Origin of the sequence: Acutalibacter caecimuris, assembly GCF_034335085.1 — a bacterium.
In the GTDB taxonomy this organism is placed as follows: Bacteria; Bacillota; Clostridia; order Oscillospirales; family Acutalibacteraceae; genus Acutalibacter; species Acutalibacter caecimuris.
On record NZ_JAWXXJ010000015.1, the window covers coordinates 32,267 to 52,083 of the forward strand.

Consider the following 19,817-nt stretch of genomic DNA (forward strand, 5'->3'; position numbering starts at 1 on the left):
GTAGAGATTCAGACTCCCCCTGGGGTCAGCACGTGTGCCAGCGGTCGCCTCTCTCAGCGTGGATTCTTCCGTGACAAGAGTGGCAAAGAGCCATGAGGTTACTTTCCGTATTTGTGCCGCCCTCTCGTAGGGGTAAAATATGGTGGACCACCTGAGTGGGCGTGTATCTCCCAGCCCGCAAACATTCCTCACACAGAGGATGGGCCGAAACATACCGCTTACGGATTCTTCTCCACTCGGTGTTATAACGCTTGGCTGTTTCCGGGTCGCGGTCCCAGAGGTTATAGCGCTTGGCCTCCAGCTTGGAATGCTCCTCGCAGAACCGACCCTCACATAACCTGGGACAGCCGGGGTAGGAGCAGGGCCGCTTTGGCCTCTTGGGCATTGACATTCCACCTCCCAAGCGGGTATAATAAAAGCCACCCACGGGACTGCTCCCATGAATGGCTCTGTCTTTATCCTATTCTGCTGATTGTATCATATCACATGTCAACCCTGTGACACAATGCAAATGGTGTGCCAAAGTGTGCCAACTTTTAAGGCGGTAGGATTTTTTCGTCCGGGATAGCGAAATTGTCCAGCGCCGCGCCGTGGATGCGGTGCACCGTGCGGATGGACACGTTCATGATCCGGCAGATATCCTCCCAAGAAAATCCGTCCAGATACCGGCAGCGGAGGAGAATCTGTTCATCACTGTTATCCATCGCATCAATGACCCTGTTAACCGCCCTCCGCAAATCCACCAGTGTATCAACTTTGGCGTTGACATCCCGCTCTATCTCATCAATCTTCTCAAGGCACATTGTGAACGGAGCCTCTGTGGGAGGATTGGGATTGTGGTGCTCATCAAAACCGCAGCCAGACAAACGGCAGGATAACCCCCGCCAATATTCCAGTTCCCGGAGCCGGCAGTTGATAGCCTCATCCAGCCGTCTTGCCTGGGACAAATACTCTTTCGCTGTCATGTACTCGCCTCCTCGCTTGCAGCTTTTAGCTCCCTGATTTCCGCCATGATAGTCTCAAGCTGGATTCTCAAAGCATCCATAATACCCACAGCAAACCTGGGCGGGAAAATGTACGTTACGGATTTCGGCTTTTCTTTACCCTGCTCCTTCGGGAAGTGGGCGGACACGCGGAATGCGGTACTGCTATGGGCACCCAGTATGGTTTCATAGGTTTTTGCCGCTTTCTCCAGCTCACGGATTTTCACATTCCGTGCCAGCCACTCCCCATTGATAGCCCCGTTTGTCAGAGCCGCATACCAGTCGGAATGGAAAAATTTCTCACATTCCCACATCACAGCGCTTGGCCCTTTCCCGCCGACTTTATTCCCCATAAAAGCTGCCGCGTAATCCTCCACAGCCTGCTGCACGATTGCGTTTTTCAAATTGTCATATGCGTCCATATTGTACCTCCAAAATGTTTTTTACAAATTCGCCTTCACCGCATCAATCAATGCGGACTGTGTTTTCTCTTTCTTGCTCAAAGCGGACATGATCCGCTCGTCAATGGTGTGGTTGGCGATGATGTGGTGGATGACCACCGTGTTCGTCTGGCCCTGCCGCCACAGTCGGGCGTTGGCTTGCTGGTACAGCTCCAGCGACCAGGTCAGCCCGAACCAGACCAGGGTGGAGCCTCCGGCTTGGAGGTTCAGCCCATGTCCGGCAGAGGCGGGGTGGATGAGGGCCACCGGCAGCTCCCCACGATTCCACCGGGCGATGCTCTCCGAAGTGTCCAGCGGGGAGAACGGGATGTGGAGCTTTCGGAGCCGGGCGGCGATCCGCTCCCGGTCGTGCTGGAACCAGTAGGCCACCAGCACCGGCTTTCTGTTCGCCGCTTCGATGAGGTCCTCCAGCGCGTCCAGCTTGCGGTCGTGGATGGGGAACACACGCTTGTCCTCACCGTAGACGGCCCCGTTCGCCATCTGGGACAGCTTGTTTCCCAGAGCCGCCGCGTTCCCGGCATCCACTTCCTCGCCGCCCAAGGAAACCACCAGCTCAGAGCGCATGGTGTCGTAGGTCTGCCGCTCCCGCTCGGAGAGAACCACCCGCACCTCGTTCATAATGCACTCCGGCATCTGGAGGTGGTCGGCGGCTCTCATGGAGATCGTGATGTCGGAAATCTTCTGGTAGATGGCCTCCTCCGCTCCGGGGAGCGGCTTGTAGGAGAACACCACCTGGCCGTTCCGCTTATCCGGCTGGAAGTACCGAGCGCGGTAGTGGGTGATGTACCGACCCAGCCGTTTGCCCATGTCCAGAAGGCGGAACTCCGCCCAGAGGTCCATCAGGCCATTGCTGGAGGGTGTGCCAGTCAACCCCACGATCCGCTTGACGCCGGGGCGGACTTTCAGCAGGGAGCGGAACCGTTTTGCCTGGTAGGATTTGAAGGAGGACAGCTCATCGACCACCACCATGTCGTAGTCGAAGGGAAGGCCGCTGTCCTCGATGAGCCACTGGACGTTCTCCCGGTTGATGATGTACACAAATGCCCGCTGGTGCAGCGCCGCCTTTCGCTCGATCTCGCTCCCCACCGCCAGCGACCAGGACAGGCCCCGGAGGTGGTCCCACTTTTTGATCTCGGTGGGCCAGGTGTCTCTGGCGACCCGAAGTGGGGCGATGACCAGCACTTTCCGCACCAGAAAACTGTCCAGGCACAGGTCGAACAGGGCGGTGAGGGTGATGACGCTCTTGCTCAACCGAGGCCCATATCCAGCAGAACCGCCGCGACCGGATGCTCCAGGATAAAATTGGTCACATGGCTTTGGTACTCGTGTGGTATGAACTTCATTCGGCATCACCTCCCTCTATAGCGCCCATTTTCCGTAATTCATTTATGAACCAGTTGAACTCGACGTGGAATTTTGCGTGTTCTGCCTGTGAAGCAAATACACGCAGATTTTCCGGTCTATTGTTTCGCTTATCACCATCAATGTGATGAACAACTTCACCCGGACGTAACGGCCTGCCCAAAAGCTGTTCAGCAACAACTCTGTGTTCATGCCGCCCATAAAATTTGGTATAGGTTTTACCCTCGCCAGAATTCATTCTGGCTTCTCGGAGCTTTTCCCGGACTGCTGGAGTCATCCTGTTTTTATTCAACACAGGATTAAGCCTACTGAATGTGGCGCCGACATTGGTGTAGTCTTTCAAGGTGGCGTAACCGCCAGGATTTTTCTTCTTGCTGCTGAAATCAGCCAGACATTTTCGACAGCAGAAATTGTGAGGTGTGATCCTGCAGCGTTCTTTTTCAAAGGGCTTACCGCACCAGTCACATCGAATTTGCAATTTCATTGAGGACACCTCCGATCTGCTCCGGCCTGTCGATGCAGTACACCGAAAAGCCAAGTCCTTCCAACTGCGCCTTCCTCCGAACCTGCAAGGGCCGGAGTTTTTTGCCTGGTGCTTTCAGTTCCACAAAGGCCAGTATCCCGTTAGGAAGTAACACCAGGCGGTCGGGCATCCCGTCATATCCGGGGCTGATGAATTTTGGGGAGAGGCCACCCATCGCTTTGACAGCCGCGACCAGCTTGACCTCCACAGTTTTTTCACGCATAGAATTCACCTCCTGCGTTCCAAGAACGGAAAAATCCCTATACGCGCGTATATGCGGGTTATGCGGAATTGGTATCTTCTTTTCTTATACATTTAAATATATAAGAAAAGTTAGGAACACAGGAACAAGCCAGCCGACAAACCTTGCAACTAATGGGGGCGCGCCCGTTCCCATGAGATGTTCCCGTAGGTGTTCCAACGGCGGGACTTCCCCCTGGGAACTTGTTCCTGTGTTCAGTACAAAAGGACCTTTTTACTCGGAACACCCCTTGGGAACAAAAATGTACTGTGGCCCGTAGAGGGGGATGCGCACTTTACTCTCTGCCCGCTGCCAGCCGACCCGCTTGAGTATGCCGGTGATCTCGTTGCTGTCGGAGCGGTGCAGGTTGGAGCGATCCTTGCCAAAGCACTCACACCAAATCTCCATGCTGGAGACAGAAGTGCGTTTGACCGTCCCCTGGCGCTGGGCGGGGCCGAAGTCGCTGCCGTGGAGAAAATTGCGGCGCTCGAAAATGTCCATGCCGCTCCAGTCCTCCGGCAGAAGGGTATCCAGATACAGCCGTACCAGGCCCTCCCGCTCGTCAGACTCCATTGCCTCCCGCTGTTCCGCCTTGGCGAGAGTTTCCATGCTGGCATCCAGATAGAGCTTCTCGCCCCGCTCCACATACACCAGCACCTCCGCCCAAATCTGGCGGATATCCTCCTCGGTCAGTTCCCAGGAGTGCTTTCTACCGCCGCCGGGGGTCTTAACCGGCCAGAAGCGGCGATTGCCCGTGGTATCCCGGAGGTAGCCGGACTCAGCGTTGGTGGTGCCGAAGAACACGCACTGGCGCAGATGGGGCGTGGCCCGCTTTCCGAAGGCGGCGCGGTAGATGTCGTTCTGCCGGGAGAGGAAGGAGCGCAGTGTCTCCACCTCGGCTTTCCGCAGACCGGCCAGTTCGCCGATTTCCAGAATCCAATAGCCCTGCAACTTCTCGGCGGCGGTCTTGTCCTTGGTGTCGCTCAGATTGAGGCTGTCGGAGAACCACTCCCCGGCCAGCTTTGCGATGAGGGTGCTTTTGCCCACACCCTGGGGGCCGTTCAGCACCAGCATGGAGTCGAACTTGCTGCCGGGGGCCAGCACACGCTTGATGGCGGCACAGAGGGTTTTCCGGGTGACCGCCCGGACATAGGGCGTGTCCTCGGCGGCAAGGTAGTCGATGAGCAGGGTATCCACCCGCTCCACACCGTCCCATTCCGGCAACTGTTCAATAAAAGCCCGGATGGGATGGTAGGAGCGGTCATCCGATACCTTGGTCACGGCAATGTCATAGTTCCGGGCGGAGAAAGTGCCGTAGTGGGTGTCCACATAGCTGATAAGTTGGGCATCATCGGCATCCCGCCAGAACTTGGAGGGGTGTTTCCACGGCACATCGCCCTTGATTTCCATACCGTCCAAGAGCTGGTTGAACACCAGCGGCTTGAGGTTGGGGTCGTTCTCCAGAATGATGGTGAGATTGCGCAGGGTGTTTTTGATATTGCCCGCCTTGTCCAGCTCCAGCCGCGCCTGCCAGTTCTCATCATTGAACTCGGCGGCAGCTTGGGCGGCGCGCTCCTCGGCAAAAACAGCTTTTACCCGTTCGTCCTTTAGGGCAAGGTCGGTCATAGCCTTGAAGGAGGGCAGCTTGCCCACAGGTGTGTTCGGAGGACAGTTCTCGTCCATATCGCGGTATCGGTGGAGCCGCACCAGATCAAAGGCGTTCAGCAGCCTGCCGCACACAGGGTCGGTGGCGTGGTGGCTGTAGGAGAACTTCCCGTCATAGACCACCACGCCAGCGGAGGAATCTGCCGGGATATAGTCAAAGCGTCCGTTCATGGCAGAGGGGGCATACACATCGCCGAGGAAGGTTTCAATTGCGTCCTCAATGGAGTAGGCGCGGCAGAACGCGCCCACCGCTCCCGGCTTGGTCAGCGGGTCTGCCTGCTGGGCGATGGTGTGCCGGATCGCCTCAGACTGGCGGGAGGATACAGGCCAGGTGGAGGCGTCCCTCCAATCGGCGTACTGCGCGAGATAGGCGTCCGGGTCAAGCTCTGGGCCGTCCTTGGAGTCGAAGAAGAAATCGCCGTTGACCGAGGTGGAAGGCCAGTACATCAAGCGGCAGGCTTCATAGGTGGTGTCGTCAAACAGGTCAATGCCGATCTGTTTTGCCACCATGCGGGCCACGGCGGGGTATTCCTCCTCGGTGATGTCGCGGGAAAGGGGGATTATAAGCCGGAGCCTCGGGTTTTCCAGAGTATGCTTATGTGTAGAGTAGATGCAGCACTTGAAATCATGGAGCAGGGCGATCTCCTCCCAGATTCCCGGCTTGCCATAGTCCATGTCCAAGGTAAGCATGGAACGGCACAAGACCATACCGTTCTTGCGCCGTCCCTCCCGGAGCGTCCCACCAACAAAGCCACCCACATCCTTGATGGAGTCCTGGGAGCCTTTTCTCATTTTACGGTACTCCTCCACGGTTTCGGTGGTGCGCTGGGTAACGCTGACCTTCTGGCAGAAATCTTCCCAGGAGATGTCCCGGTTTTTCCATTTCTTATCCATGCGGCTGTTGCCGACAGCGATCTTCATGTCTTGACCTCCTTGCAGTTGGCATCAAACCAGCGGATGGGCTGGCCTTTGCGTCTGGCTTTTTCAATTTCAATGCTCATGCCCTTAGATACCCGATCGCCGAACACCCACAGCTGGTCGCATTTGGAGAGTAGCACAAGGTCCATAAACAGGGCGAGGTCCCTCTCGGACATGATTCCGTCATTCATGAACTGCGGGAAGTAGAGGTGCGGGGCCAGAGGGATACATCCGCTGTCCACAGCAAACCGGCAGTAGCGGCAGGCGTTTCTTTGATTGGCAGTGATATTCCCAGAAAGCGGAGAGCAGATGTACACCATGGGCCGGTAAGCGTGAGCCTTGGCCTCCCGCTCAATCTTGGTGAGGGCTTCGTATGCGGTGGGATCAAAGTAACCCTCGGAATTGCGTTTATTTACACTCATAGTAAAACCTCAGTCTTTCTTGTAAAAATCGCACTCATAGCCGTCCGCCCGGAGCAGCAGGCCCTTCGCCCAAGGCGGCGTCCGGCCCATCTGCTCACACACTGCGGAGAGAGAAACCCTGCGGTCGCACTCGATGATAAGTTCGTCATGGACATGGGCCACGATGGAGCAGCACCGCAGCGTCTGAATGGCGTACATGAGGATATCTCTGGCGGTGGCTTGTGTAAGATTTTCCACCAGCTTGCCACCAAATGTTTCCAGCCGCTCCCATTTCTTCGTGCCGCCCACACCCTCATAGGTGACGGACTCGCCGCCGAAGTGGTTTTCACCGATCTTCGGCTTCACATAGGCCAGCCGTCTGCCGGAGGGGAGGGTGATGAACAGAAATCCGCTCTGGTAGGCAAAGCGGAGGCCGTGTGTTTCTGTGGCGCACCGTTCCTTCACGCACTGCTTGACCTCCCGGTCTACATCCCACCAAAATTGGACGATGCGGGGGTTGGAGGTGCGCCAAGCATCCACGCTCGAATTGGGCGTTGAAAGCCCACTTGGTCACGGCGGAGTCGGTGAGGGCCGACAGCACCTCGGCGGGGAGCTGCTCCCCAGCGGTGAAATCCACCACTTGGACAGGCCCGCCGTCCGCCGAGTAACCGAACAGCAGGATTTCAAAGTCCGGCGAGGACGCATACTTATACACACCGCATTTGTTGAGCGGAGCAGAGGAAAACGACTCAATGTCGATGGACAAATGTTTCATACTGCTTCCTTCCTGCGCCAAGGGGCAGCGGAGCCGAAGCCCCGCCACCCGACGCGAGTGGTTTTAGGACAGGAAGTCATCGTCCAGGTCAGTGGCAAAATCATCAGCGGCGGAGGTGCGGCCACTGAGCGGCTCACCGTCCCGGACCTTCTGGATGTTGCCAAGGCCGCAGGCGATGCCCTTATTGCCGTTGGTGTTGAAGGCATAGAAATTGATGGACACGCGGGCGTAGCAGCCGGAGTAGACCTCGGCCCGGTCCAGGATGGGCTGGACAGCCCGGTCCACGATCTGGGGCGCGGTGGTGCTGTTGGCGTTGACGAAGTAGGCCCCCTTGTACGCATCGTCATCCCGCTCGGCATCGCCGTCCCGGAGGGGCAGCTTCAGAGCGCCCTTGGGCGGCACCTTCCCGCCGAACTTCGCCACACCCTCCTTGATGGCGGCATCCACGGCGGCGTTGATGGCGGCGATGGTCTTGGTGTCGCTCTTGGGGATGATGAGGGACACACTGTACTTGGGGTTGCTGCCGTTGATGGAGGCAGGCTCCCAGACGTGTTCATAGGACAGCCGGACGATGCCGGTGACCACCTTGGTATTGGATTTTTGAGTAGGCATAGAATTAGTCCTCCTTAAATTCAGTGAAGTCATCGCCCGCGCCAGTGTTGGTCAGGGCGGGACGTTTGTCGGTAACAGGAACGAGGGTGGGTCGGCCCTGGGGTTTCTCCACCAGAGCGCCGAGGATGGCGGTGAAGTTCTTCTTGCCCATGAGCTTCTCCATCTCGGTAATCGGGATGAGGGATTTCTTGAAGATGTCGTGGTATCCGGCCTCGTTTGCGGCCTTGACCACGGCCTCCTCGTCTGTGTACTTGCGGTTGGTGCGGCTGGCCACCAGCTTGAAGCCCTGCCAAACCTTCCCGTGGTTGATGGCGGCGTCCTGGGCATAGGCTTGAATCTCGCTGGCCCACTTGGTGAGGTCATCCAGCTTGGTGAGGATATCCTCGATCTCCTCATCCGAGAGGAGCGGCGGCGGGGCAAACTCGAACCGGGCAAGCTGGAGCTTTTCCTCGGCGCGGGCGCGGCACTTCACCGCCGCCTTGCAGAACTGGCACCAGGGGCCGGGGAGGTATTCCCCCTCGCCCTTGTGGGCCAGCTCCGCTTTGGGCTTGAGTGTGTTCTCCGCCCAGGCGTTCAGCTCATCCACCGAGATCGTCCAGGTGGACACATTCTCCCGGCGGGGCTGGTAGATGCTCATGCTCACCTCGGTGATGTCGTAGAGGGAGTCGAACAGCCGGAGCGCACCCAGGGCATACAGCATCATCTGGGGATTCTCCTCGGCATCCACCAGAACGCCCTGCCCGTACTTGAAGTCGATGATGTGGAGCAGCTTGTCCGCCACGATGAGGCAGTCCCCGGTGCCGAAGCCCTCCGGGACCCAGCGGGAGAAGTCCAGCCGCTGCTCGATGAGGACCAGCGGGTCGGCGCACTCCAGCTTGGCTTGGGTGAGCTGCTCCAGCACGAACTCCACATAGCCGTCTGCGTATGCGTCCATCTCGTCGCAGTCGTACTTGGACACCGGCTTACGGGAGCGCATCTTCAGAGCGCGGCGGAGCTTGTGTTCGCAGAGGGCGTGAGCGGCGGTGCCTTCCGCAGCAGCCTCGGTTTCCCTGTCGGTGAACTCCCGCTCCAGACGGGCGGAGGGAGTGCAGTGCATCCAGCGGTGGCTGGACGATGCCGAGAGAATGGCATGGTTGTTAGGTGGCATGGCCCAGCACCTCCGCATCCTTCAATAGCGCGACGTAGTGCTTGGGATCCACGCCGCTGAGTTTCTCGGCTCCATATTTCTGGAGCAATCCCCGCACCTGGTCGGTGTATCCATCGTGGCTGCGCTCCGCCAGCACCGCCCGGACCTCCTCCCGCGTGATGGCCTTGGGCGGCGGAGCGGCGGGAGCCGGGGCAGGGGGCGCTTCCGTGGCCGAGGCAGGAGCGAGGGGCTCCTCCGGGTCGCTCTGGCCCAGGGCATTGGCTACGGCCTGGAGGCTGTCCGCCAAGGAGCGCATATCCTCGATCACATCGAGGAGGAGCTTCATTCTACTCACAGGCCGCACCTCCCGACCGCACCTCGGTGATACACACCGACTCCACGCTGTTTCCGGGGACCAGGATCATCACCTTTTCCTTCCGGCCCAGCAGCCGGGTGAGCAGCTTTTCCCGCAGGGATATGTTCCGACACTGCACGATGCCGCCGCTCTGGGGTTCCTTGGACACGCTGATCTTCAAATTGTGTCGCATGACCGTTTCCTTTCTGAAAGGCAAGTATCGTTTGTGCCTTTCACAGGTAGGCCACGGGAGAGCAGATTCATAACCGCCCGGAGAAAAATTTCTTCAAAATTTTCAGAACAGCGGCCTTGCGCTTGGAAACTGCTGGCTGGGAAATACCCAGGCGCTTACCGTACTCGGTAAGGCTCACCCCATCAAAAAAGATGGCCTTCACTAGATCCAACTGGTCCGCGTCAAGCTGGTCTATGGCTTCGTATAAATGCTGCCGCTCCTCGGCGGCGAGGATGTCCCGCACTACATCCTCCTCCGAGGGGAGCAGGGCATCGTCCAAGTTGTACGCCTCCAGTGAACAGTGGCGGCGGGTTTCCTTGTGGTTGTTGTTGTACTCCTGCCGGTCAAGGTCGACCAAAATGGTTCCCCACGCATCGGGGACCTCTACTTCGACCGTGCCGGTGACAAATTTGTACTCAATCTTCATTTGCCGTTCTCCTTTCGGAGCCCGGCAAGCGGCACCTCCCTCTGCCGCAAACAAGAAAAGAGCCTGACAAGCAGCACAAAAGTGCCGCTTGTCAGGCTCAATGTCGTCTCCGCCATATTTTCAGGCGGTATCATGGAGGTTAGGCCACTCTATGGAATGAAACCACCCCTCCGTGCATCATGCGCAAACAAACGTGTGTTGATCCTTGTCCCGGTTTAGCCATCCGTTTCCCTGTCCCATATACATTCCTTTATGGGATTGCCGTATTACCGTGGCGGTCATCCCCGGTCAGCCCCCCGCCCGCAGGCTCGGAGCGGATCAGAATTATTCAGTTTTGTTACCCCGACCTCCGCACCGCAGTGCCCGCATTTTACATAGTAGTCAGGTTTCCGGCCCTTGACCGGGGTGAACAGCCGGGACCGTATGCCCAGCGAGGAATCCAATAGCCTCTGCCCACAGCCAGGGCAGAGCAGGACCTTCCGCTGGGCCTTCAAATCATAATTTTGCGCCTCCTTTTTCCTGCGCATCCGCATATCTGCTTCCTTCCGGCTGCCGCTGTCCGGCAGGGGAGGGGAATAGACCCGCTATGCGCGTGTATTTACGCGACCAGCTCTGTGAGCCAAGCCGCCGCTGGCCGTGCCAGCAGACGTGCGTTGAGGTATGCCATCTCCAGGGAGAGACAGGTGTTACCCAGGTAGTACCCGTCCATGACGGTCAGCGTCATAGCGAGGTCGGGATTTTCCATATCTGTCAGACAGACCGGCAGGAGATACTGCACCCGGCCCTGGTAGCCTTGGGGGACCACGATGCTCGGTTCCACCACCGCCCACCGGCGCGCCAGTTCAACTGCCGTTTCCAGTAGCAGGGGCAGGTTCTTCGCGTCTCGGACGGATTCAGGCAGACGGGAGAAGTTCTCCGGGTCGCCCAGGATGTGGTCTGTATTGACCCGTATCGGCCACTCCGGGGTGTAGTTGACGCCATACTGCGCCATATCATAGTGGGGCTTTTGCGGGAGCGGATTCACATATTTCAGGCAGGGGGCCATTTCGTCCGCAAAGCCCCGGAAGTACCAGTCCAACAGACTGTCCTTCCTTTTGTTTCGGTCAAAGCAGCCGTAGATAGCCTTATACCGGCGGGTGTAGAGACCGGTATGGAAACAGACGAACTCATTCTCCACATGGAGATAGTCCGGCGCTTTCTCCCGCTGCTTTTCTGTGTTGTAGTCAATGACTTGTTTTTTGAAAATGGCATGAATGTATCGCTCTAAAATTGGGTTGTCTGGATTTTTGGTAGAATAGGCCGGGTTCCGAAACCGCCAGGGTTCCGGGAGCGCCAGCGCCGCCAGTTCGTCCAGCTGTATGTACCAGTTCGGCACATAGGCGAAGGAGAACAGGTCGGGCAATAGAATCATATCAGTTCCCTCCATTTTTCTTGGATCATTTCTAAAAGGTGCGTCTGGATTTGAATTTTGATGTCCTCGTCCACTTCTTCGACAGTCTCCCCGGAGGGGAGCGCCTTTTTCACGGTAGAAACGGTGTTGATGTACGGGTCAAAGTGGCGGAGGATCATCTCCAGTGCGGCCTTGTCCCCGTGGACCGCCCCTTTAATAAGGGCATAGGTCAGTTCATGGGTCTCGTCCTTGCCCGTATAGCTCATAATATGTACGGATTTTCTTGAACGCACGCTGCCGAAGATTATACACCGTGCGCACCGTGACCTCCAGTTTTTCTGAGATTTCCTTCTCCTTACAGTCGTACCAGAAGTCATAGAGAACGACTTGGCGCTCCTGGTCGGACAGGGATTGCAGCGCATTGTATAAAAGCTCATTCTCCAATACGCAGGGGAGGCCGTCCACCGTCAGAACAAACTGCTCCGATGCGTACCTGTCTTCCGTAGAGAGTAAGCCTGCAAAATATTCCACCGGCTCCTTGCCGGCGCCGTCATGCTTTTGCCGGTTCTTCATAGCTCTTTTCAGATTTCTGCTGAAGTTGCGGATCACTGTGATACAGAACGATTCGAACATCGCGCAGAGGATGTCTTCTCTGTCCGAGGGAGGTATCATGTCCCATCCCTCCCTTTCAGCAGATGTGAGCCTGTGCTTTCGCCCCTCCTCACCTATCTATAACACATCTCGCATAGGCAAATCGGAAAGGTTTCAGAGAAAAATTTGAAAAAATTAAAAAAGGGTCGATCTGCGTAGGGCAGATTGACCCTTTTTGAGTGGAAAAGTTTCCCTGTTCCTTCAAATGATAGCGTTTAGCACTTGCCCTTTCCTGCCGCCGCGCATAAAAAGGGGAGATAGCTTTTCAGGATTTTTTCTCCTGATCTTCTATATAGTTTTTCAGCATTTGCGCCGCCTCGGCTCTGGTCGCTTTCCCTTTCGGATCAAGTACTCTATTTCCTTTGCCGTTGACGATGCCATTCTCATTGGCCCAGCAGAGAGCTTCCTGTGCGTACCCGCTGACCTTTCCTGCATCGCTGAAATCCAGCTCACTCTTCCTCGGCTCGGGATTCCCCGCATAGCGCCAGAGCATCACCGCCAAATCCTGACGAGTGATTGGCCGGTCCGGCGCAAACTTACCGCCGCCTACTCCGGCAACGATGCCCTCTGCCGCCGCCCAATTCACCGCGTCCGCGTACCAGCCGGTGGTCACGTCCGTGAATCTACCAACCTCAGCCTGTGGACGTCCCTCTTTATTGTAAATGATCTGCGCGAACTGCGCGCGAGTGAGAGTGTCATTTGGCCCAAATTTCCCGTTGGAGTACCCAGCCATCAGGCCGTTGGTATAGACGTATTCAATGGCTCTGATGTACCAGCCGGTATTGTTCACGTCCGGGAAGGGGTTCTTCCATGCGTCCGGCGAGGGGCTGGGCGTTGGCGAACTACTGGGCGAGGGGCTGGGCGAACCAGTAGGTTCCGGGCTGGGGGTGGCCGTCTGAATAGGTGCAAATTCAGCTTTTACCGTCACATTCCGGCTGGGCATTTTGAAGGTGTATTTGCCGGACTTCTCGGTGACTTCCACAGTTTTGCTCTGGCTGTCCGTGACAATGATCTTGTCTAGCTTATAGCCCTCCTCGGGCTTGACGGTCAGTGTCACTGTGCCGCCGGAATAAATGCTGGTTGGGCTGGCGGTGACGGCGCCATGCTCGGATTTGTCAACCTTTACGCTGTAATAGCTGACCGTGGGGTACCGGCCGCCTCCACCGCTGGAACCGCTGGATTTCTTCACCCACCCCAGCGAGATTGGCGACAGGCCGGTGACCGTAAATCGAATGCCTCCCGCCGTCTTAGCAACAACGGGCTTTTCCGTTTCACCGGGAGTTTTTCCGAAATCATCGGTGGTAAACATATGGGTCACAACAAAGTCATGGGTATTCTGACCAGTCCCCTCAGGGTAGGGCAGGAGAACGGTCAGTCCTCCTGCTGGAAAATTGTCTTTTGATGTGAGAGTCCATGTGGACCCGCCGTCTGTGCTGACCAGCAGGGATACGTCGTACACTGCAATATTCTCTGCGGGGATGGCGCTGTTTACCTGTGTGACCGCCAGTTTCATGGCTGTTTCCAGCTTTGCGGGGGTGTTCAGCTCCGGGTTTGCCAGCAATGCCGCCGGTACTGTAGAGATACCTGTTTCCATTTCCAACTTAAGCTGTTTTCCCTGCGTGGATTCCGGCGGGGCATCCAGATCCTTTACCGGGGTCACCCGGGCGTTCAGCGTGGGCAGATCGTTCTCGCCGGGAAGCTCATAGTTTTCCGGGATTTCCGGGTCAAAGGTCCAGGTACCCTGCACGGAAACATTGTAATTGCCAGGCTCCTTTGTTCCCGCCAGCCCCTCCGTTGCCAGGCCGCCGGAAACATTTAGCGTCACTTCGTCATCTACCACGCCGGACAAGCGGAGCTCGCCGTAAACCGTGGCCTCCTCCTGGCTGTTCTGGGGCTTTGAAGCGCTAAGCCCCGAAACGTCCCAGGTAAGCGGTCGCTTGGCGATGATGATGGGGATGGTTTTCTCGCCCATATGGGTTTCGCTCTCCGCACTGATTGTCAGAGAATAGCTACCGGCATTCTTTGGGGCCTCCATCAGGTTATTGCCGCTGTCGTCCTTCCACTGATAGGTGTAGGTCAGCCCATCTACTGGGACACCACTCTCATCGATAGCAGTTGGCGTGCCGCCGTATGCCGCAGGCTGGCCGTCATAGGTTTTGTCCTCCAGCACAATGCCGGAGAGGGAAACCGGCGCTTTGTCCACCACAGTAATGGCAAAGGTGCTCTCGTAGGGTGTATACTTCCCGGTCACCGCCGCTGTTGCCGCCTTTATGGTGATAACTGTCTCTTCCGCCGCATCCTCTGGTATGGGCAACGCGCCGTCAGTCAGCTGCTTTTCCTCGCCTTCGCCGACCTTATAGGTGACTGTGGGCACGGGAAGTCCATCTTCAAGATCCGGGTCATGAGGATTCTCTACACGGACGCTCACCGGTACGGTGCGGCCCGCCTGCTGGCGGCTGGGGGCGGTAATGGTTATCTTGGGCTGGGCAGGATTGACGCTGACCGCCACCTGGGCCTCTCCAACAGCATAGTTTGCCGCGTCCTTGGGAGTGAACTTCACCTCATAGCTCCCGCCTGCCAGAGGCCGGGTCTGGGGCTTTGCCCAGGACCAGGCCCCATCAACTGCCTGCCCGTCGTTTACGGCACTGCCCCCAGACAGCTGCGCATCCGCCAGCGTTTGGCCGTACTCAATGGCCGGGGCTGTGGGCGCTGTCAGGGTCAGATCGGCTTTTGTGATGCTGGCCGTGGTAGTGAAACTACCGTCTGCCAGCGTGTAGTTATTCGCGGCGCTGGTATTATTCAAAACGACGTTGCCAGTGACCGTCTTGCCTGTCCCAGCGCCGGGACTGTCAAACGCAGCCGTTACGGTATAATCGCTGGCAGCTAGGGTTTCGCCGTTCTGAAGTCCGGCAAACTCCACCGCAACCTGGGCGGAGGTATTTCCGTCGTAGGGCTTATCTGTCCCGGTGACGTCCGCGCGCAATGTGGCCGGGGTGATTTTGCCTGTGGTGCCGCTTGGGAGCGTAATGGTAGATGGGAACTTATAATTACCAGCCTTTTCCCCTGTCAAATGGATATTACTGATTGTGACGGTTTTTCCCTCGCCAACATCCTTGGTGTCAAAGGCAACATCAGCGGTTATCCCCACAGCTCCTTTGTCCCTGTCAGCAATATCCACATTTGCCAGGGAGAGGACATCTTTTGCCTGGATTGCTGTGGTTCCATCGTAAACCTTTTCTGGTGGATTGATTGTGATCTCTCTCGTGGAGAGACTTTTGGGGCTGATAGTATAATTCAGAGTCAACGTTCCCTCTACGTTGTTTTTGCCGGTCAGGGTTATGAGGGCGCTGTCTCCGACCTCAATATTGTTGCTGTAGGTTACGTCAAAGTTGCCGTTGATTATGATGCTTTTTCCGCTGTGCGTTACTTTCAAAAAAGTTTCCGGAAAAATAACAGGCGAACCGGTATAAGATGTGCTTAGGTTTATGGTCTTTTCAAGGGTGGTTTCATTGGTTATCGTAAGTTTCTTCACGATAAAGTAATGCCGGTACCTTAGCCGGTGAGATGGCCCCACATCATAATTATACTCAATATATCGGTTGCCGCCCTCTCCGGCAGGGCAGGCACTGCTGCCATACAAATACCCTATCGCCAGATTATCGCCACCCAAAGCAAATGTCTTGCCCAACACAGTCGTGTTTGAAGTTTTCTTTTTTGCCTGCTCCTCGACTTGCTGGCGCAGGTTGGTCCCGTCATAAGTCAAGTCCATCTCGATAGCGGGCGTAAGGCTATCCTCGCTATACTCAATGTAGTATTTATTGGCCGAACTGGTAACCGTCCCGCCCCCGGTCAGGTTCTCCGCGCCATGAATGGTGATCGCTCCGGCCACCTGTATGTTCGCGCCGCTGGGAACCGTCAGCTTGCCTCCCTTGGGAACATACATACTCTTGGGAGCATAGCCCCAGCTAGTGTCCCATGTGGCATTTCCATAGACGTAACAATACCCGGTTTCGTCGATGCTTCCTGTTGCACTACGGTTCAGCACAGCGTTTTCTGCATGACTGCTCACAGCCTGCCAATAGGAGGAGGTTAAGTCGATCAGCCCGCCGCCGGTAATCCTTCCTTCTCCCTCATAGCTGTTGTTCACGCTCACACGGCCGCGGTTATCCAGCGTCCCATTATTTTTGAGATGGTTTGTACGGACACGCACACCGGCGGGAACTTCCAGAGTTTTACCCGCTGGGATTTCCAGAGCATAGGCGTTTGTAGTTGAGAGCTGTCCCGTAGTAAAGTTCGCAGGCAAAGCCACCGTCCCAGGCGAACTTTCGTAGAATAGGTTGCCCCTCACCTCGTGATCCGCACGTATGTTGCCGCCGGTTATGGACAGCCCTTTAAACCAGGCGTCAGAGATGCTGCCATCCGTGACAATTGTGCCGCCGGAAATTGTGATGGATGGGGACACCACTTCACCCGTACCCCCTGCCAGTGTTGGCCCGCCATATATACCATAGCCCAAATTTGTCATGGTAAGGTTTATATTGCCGCCGCTGATTGTGATTGGACCCTTTTCCGATCGTATGCCGTACTCGGATTTGAACGTCATACTACCGCCAGTAATGGTTAGGTCCTTTTCGGTGTGGAACAGGTAGCCTGCCGAGCTACCTTCCGCTATAGTTATTTTGCCGCTCTCCATCGTAAGGGTATCGCAGTTGACCAGGGTACTGTTCTCATCCACCGAACGGAACTCCAACGAGCCCTCCCCACTGATCGTGACTTTTTTTCCGGCTGCTGCGAAAATGTCGCATTGCCATGTATCGGTCTTTTGGATTATGTTGCTGCCCTGTAGGACAATGCGAACATCGGTTATCCCGTTCGGGAAAGCGACCATATCCTTTACTTGCCCATTAACAAGAGAGGGCGCTTGCAGGTACAGATCGTTCAGGGTCAGCGTTCCCTTGCTCCCCTCCACTGTCCATGTCCAGCCCTCTGTGTTGCCATCAGTAGTTTGGCTGGACAGGTCAAGGTAAGTGGTCCGCGTGGGTGCCTCCGCCGCGCTGGCGCCTATGGCAAGCCCGAAAACGGTCAGGGCCAGGATCAGAATTGCAGTGAATATTTTCTTCATGGTAATACCTCCATTTTAGTTCTATATCAACCCCAAGCCCCGGGCGGCTGCAATGGCTTCAGCCCTTCCGCCGACCTCCAGCTTGCGGTAATTTTCCTTGATGTGATAACGCACCGTGTCCGGCTTCATACCCAGCCGCCCGGCAATCTGAGTGGCCGTGAAGCCCTCGCTCTGCAAGCGCAGGATTTCCAGCGCCGTGGAGGAGAAGTCCTCCCTCGCCACCCCCGGCAGAAGGTAGCGTGGGTAGCGCCGGGCCATCTGCCTGGTTTCGTCCAGCACCTGCCGAAACCAGGGGCCATCCCGGCTCTGGGCTTTCAAAAGTGGCAGGACGGCCGGGCCCAGCTCGCTGATGAACCGCACGAACCGATAGCTCCCGGCCTCGTCCAGGGCGGCGGTGAGCATGGGCTCCCACTCCGTCCCAAGCCGCTGGCGCACGATGGCCCCCAGCACTCCGGCCTCCATGCGGATGTACGTCCGATAGCAGCGCTCCGCATACTCGCCCAGCTTTTCCAGCAGGGCCAGGGCTTTGAGATTTTCGCCCAGCGCCAGGTAGCAGCGCACTTTGGTAAGGTAGCGGTAGCGCTCCATGGTGATGAACTCTTTGTCCTCGTCCGGGGCCTGTTCCAGCCACTCACGAACCGCGTCCATATCCCCACGATATAGTGCAATTCTACACCGCACGGCCCGTATATTGGGCAAGAGCTGCATCACCCGCTGTTCCTCCACCGCCGACTGGAAGGAGTCCAGGATAGCCCCGGCGTTGGTCAGGTCCCCTTGCAGGATCATCATCCGTACCCGCTGGCCTACTGCCGAAAAGGCTACCTCCAAAGTGCCGCCGCACTCGGTTTCCACCTGACCTCGGGAGAGCAGGGTCAGCACCTCGAAGGTGTTCTCGCCTTTCTCAAACAGGCTCTCTCCCAGGGCGATCTTTGTAAGGCCCTTGCCGTACCGGCCCAGCACACGTTCCACAATCGGGCCGACTGTCCTTGCCAGCGCCCGGTCAGAGCGGCTCCACTTGCAGAAGTCCTTGCCGCCGCTCATGGTGCTTGGCACGTTGCTGGTTACGGAAAGCTCCGGCAGGCGCACCCCCTGGTCCAGAAGCATGGCCGGGGCTTTCAGCATGATTTTCAGCACGTCCCGGCTCCCCCGGTGGGGCAGGCCGATGTCCAGATAGCACAGGCGGCTCTGAGCCTCGCGCTTTGCGCCGCCGGTGGCGGTCTTGGCGAATTCAGCCAGCCTATCGTACCAGTATTCGCTCTTTTCCGGGGCCATGAGCATGGAGTGGAGCATGGAGAGCCCCGCCATCAGCACCGGGCTTTTGGCGGCTTCTTCCTCGTCCATACCAAGATAGTACCGACGCAGCTCATAGTAATGGCCAGCGCCGGGGTTCACCCGGACGTTGCGGATGAGCAGCTCTCTGATCTGAGCCTGATCGCCGCTGCGCCCGTACATTTCCAGGGCTTCGGTCACCTGGCCGTTCATCTCGTACCAGACCCCGGCGTTCTTCTGGCAGGTCTTGATTTGTTCCTCGCCCAATGCCTGCACAGCCTTCTCACGCAGAGCGTGAAGAAGCACAGAACGCAGGCGGTAAGTTTCGCCACTCTGGATAAGGAAGTTCCCGGTTTCAGCGGCCTTTTGCAGGTAAGCCGAAGCCTGGCGGCTGGCGGTGATGAGCTCAGACAGGGGCAGAGTGAATTCCTCCACCACGCTTATTTTCATGAGGAATTCCAGCAGGTCGCTGTCCCATTCCGCCATCACATGGTCGGTGAGATAGCGGGTGAAGGCGTCGTAAATCTCCTTCTGCATCTGGGGACCGGGGGCCATACCCTCGGCCATTTTCAGGGTGGCGTGGCGCACGATGTAGGCGTTGCCGTCAGAATGCTCTGCCAGAAATTGCAGCTCATCCCCGGTGTAAGCCAGCCCCAGGCTGTCCAGGAACCCGGCGATCTCCCTCCTGCCCAGCTTCAGGTCGGCCTCGCTGAGGATCATGAAGCCCATGTTCACATACTCCGGCATGAGCCAGGCTGGAACCGGGCTTCTGCTCACCAGAATCAGCCATATATCTGGGCTGGCTACTAAACTCTTGACCAGTTCCCGCCTGGATTCGTCCAGCAGATGCAGGTCGTCCAGCGCCACGGTTCCCTGGGCGGGCAGAGCGCTCTCGTCCCAACGGCGGTCGCTGCACGAGAGGTAAACATGGCGGCGCTTTGCCAGGAACTTCTGCAAAAATGAGGTCTTGCCGTAGCCGGTGGCCCCGTAGATGTAGGCGGTCTGGCCGAAGCTTTTTGCGGCTTTCAGCTTGCGGTATGCGCTCAGCGGCATAATGTACTGTTCCAAGGCTTACACCTCCACTCTGAAGATTCGCGCCAAAAAGCCACAGGCAACACTGATGTGTTCCTGCGGCTCCGTATTCGGTATGGGGTAAAAATGGGCGCAGTTATCCCTTGCTTGCTTGCTAAACAATTATTGGCGCTCATCTCGAAATTTCAACCCTTTTTCTGTAAATTTTTTGTGAAATCTAGGCTTTTATCGGGCATCACAAGCCGATGATATCACATTATACAGCTTGGGGG

General features: G+C 57.0%; 18 protein-coding genes and 2 pseudogenes. All 20 read right to left on the bottom strand.

Annotation, left to right across the window (positions count from 1 at the left end; translation table 11 throughout):
• Window positions 1-25 precede the first annotated feature (25 nt).
• Window positions 26-385 (bottom strand): HNH endonuclease, encoded by a 360-nt coding sequence (locus U8U01_RS10255; RefSeq protein WP_322173920.1) that lies wholly within the window; start codon window positions 383-385, stop codon window positions 26-28.
• A gap of 151 nt (window positions 386-536) precedes the next feature.
• Window positions 537-965 carry a DUF1492 domain-containing protein gene (locus U8U01_RS10260; RefSeq protein ID WP_322173922.1) on the bottom strand — a complete coding sequence of 143 codons (429 nt, stop codon included), beginning with the start codon at window positions 963-965 and terminating at the stop codon, window positions 537-539.
• Window positions 962-1,405, bottom strand: coding sequence for a hypothetical protein (locus U8U01_RS10265; protein ID WP_322173924.1), 444 nt, complete (start codon window positions 1,403-1,405; stop codon window positions 962-964). The genes U8U01_RS10260 and U8U01_RS10265 overlap by 4 nt, the downstream gene beginning before the upstream one ends.
• 21 nt (window positions 1,406-1,426) lie before the next feature.
• Window positions 1,427-2,787, bottom strand: a pseudogene (locus U8U01_RS10270) (SNF2-related protein).
• Entirely contained in the window at window positions 2,784-3,290 is a 507-nt protein-coding gene (locus U8U01_RS10275; protein WP_322173926.1) for an HNH endonuclease signature motif containing protein, read from the bottom strand. The pseudogene U8U01_RS10270 and the gene U8U01_RS10275 overlap by 4 nt, the downstream one beginning before the upstream one ends.
• A complete protein-coding gene (locus tag U8U01_RS10280; protein WP_322173928.1) occupies window positions 3,268-3,552 on the bottom strand; it encodes a VRR-NUC domain-containing protein in 285 nt (94 codons plus the stop codon). Before U8U01_RS10280 ends, U8U01_RS10275 begins: the two co-directional genes overlap by 23 nt.
• 252 nt (window positions 3,553-3,804) lie before the next feature.
• The gene (locus U8U01_RS10285) at window positions 3,805-6,156 is read right to left on the bottom strand and encodes a virulence-associated E family protein (protein WP_322173929.1); all 2,352 of its coding nucleotides are present in this window, start codon (window positions 6,154-6,156) and stop codon (window positions 3,805-3,807) included.
• The gene (locus U8U01_RS10290) at window positions 6,153-6,575 is read right to left on the bottom strand and encodes a DUF7768 domain-containing protein (protein WP_322173931.1); all 423 of its coding nucleotides are present in this window, start codon (window positions 6,573-6,575) and stop codon (window positions 6,153-6,155) included. The genes U8U01_RS10285 and U8U01_RS10290 overlap by 4 nt, the downstream gene beginning before the upstream one ends.
• A 9-nt stretch (window positions 6,576-6,584) precedes the next feature.
• A pseudogene (locus tag U8U01_RS10295) lies at window positions 6,585-7,094 on the bottom strand (DNA polymerase); the annotation flags it as partial.
• Between the two features lie 298 nt (window positions 7,095-7,392).
• Complete coding sequence (locus U8U01_RS10300; protein WP_322173933.1) at window positions 7,393-7,941, bottom strand: DUF2815 family protein; 549 nt, start codon at window positions 7,939-7,941, stop codon at window positions 7,393-7,395.
• A gap of 4 nt (window positions 7,942-7,945) precedes the next feature.
• The gene (locus U8U01_RS10305) at window positions 7,946-9,088 is read right to left on the bottom strand and encodes a DUF2800 domain-containing protein (protein WP_322173934.1); all 1,143 of its coding nucleotides are present in this window, start codon (window positions 9,086-9,088) and stop codon (window positions 7,946-7,948) included.
• A complete protein-coding gene (locus U8U01_RS10310; protein ID WP_322173936.1) occupies window positions 9,078-9,422 on the bottom strand; it encodes an rRNA biogenesis protein rrp5 in 345 nt (114 codons plus the stop codon). Before U8U01_RS10310 ends, U8U01_RS10305 begins: the two co-directional genes overlap by 11 nt.
• Window positions 9,415-9,615 carry a hypothetical protein gene (locus U8U01_RS10315; protein WP_322173938.1) on the bottom strand — a complete coding sequence of 67 codons (201 nt, stop codon included), beginning with the start codon at window positions 9,613-9,615 and terminating at the stop codon, window positions 9,415-9,417. The genes U8U01_RS10310 and U8U01_RS10315 overlap by 8 nt, the downstream gene beginning before the upstream one ends.
• Before the next feature lie 67 nt (window positions 9,616-9,682).
• Window positions 9,683-10,081: a sigma-70 family RNA polymerase sigma factor gene (locus U8U01_RS10320; RefSeq protein ID WP_322173940.1), complete on the bottom strand. Its 399-nt coding sequence runs from the start codon at window positions 10,079-10,081 to the stop codon at window positions 9,683-9,685.
• Window positions 10,082-10,359: 278 nt separating this feature from the next.
• A complete protein-coding gene (locus tag U8U01_RS10325; protein ID WP_322173941.1) occupies window positions 10,360-10,614 on the bottom strand; it encodes a hypothetical protein in 255 nt (84 codons plus the stop codon).
• A gap of 65 nt (window positions 10,615-10,679) precedes the next feature.
• Complete coding sequence (locus U8U01_RS10330; RefSeq protein ID WP_322173943.1) at window positions 10,680-11,492, bottom strand: DUF3825 domain-containing protein; 813 nt, start codon at window positions 11,490-11,492, stop codon at window positions 10,680-10,682.
• Window positions 11,489-11,737 carry a helix-turn-helix domain-containing protein gene (locus U8U01_RS10335; protein WP_322173945.1) on the bottom strand — a complete coding sequence of 83 codons (249 nt, stop codon included), beginning with the start codon at window positions 11,735-11,737 and terminating at the stop codon, window positions 11,489-11,491. The genes U8U01_RS10330 and U8U01_RS10335 overlap by 4 nt, the downstream gene beginning before the upstream one ends.
• Window positions 11,706-12,143 (bottom strand): sigma-70 family RNA polymerase sigma factor, encoded by a 438-nt coding sequence (locus tag U8U01_RS10340; protein ID WP_322173947.1) that lies wholly within the window; start codon window positions 12,141-12,143, stop codon window positions 11,706-11,708. The genes U8U01_RS10335 and U8U01_RS10340 overlap by 32 nt, the downstream gene beginning before the upstream one ends.
• A 244-nt stretch (window positions 12,144-12,387) precedes the next feature.
• Window positions 12,388-17,244, bottom strand: a complete 4,857-nt coding sequence (locus tag U8U01_RS10345; RefSeq protein WP_322173949.1) for an S-layer homology domain-containing protein — start codon at window positions 17,242-17,244, stop codon at window positions 12,388-12,390.
• A 21-nt stretch (window positions 17,245-17,265) separates the two neighbouring features.
• Window positions 17,266-19,581: a winged helix-turn-helix domain-containing protein gene (locus U8U01_RS10350; protein WP_322173950.1), complete on the bottom strand. Its 2,316-nt coding sequence runs from the start codon at window positions 19,579-19,581 to the stop codon at window positions 17,266-17,268.
• Window positions 19,582-19,817: the final 236 nt, after the last annotated feature.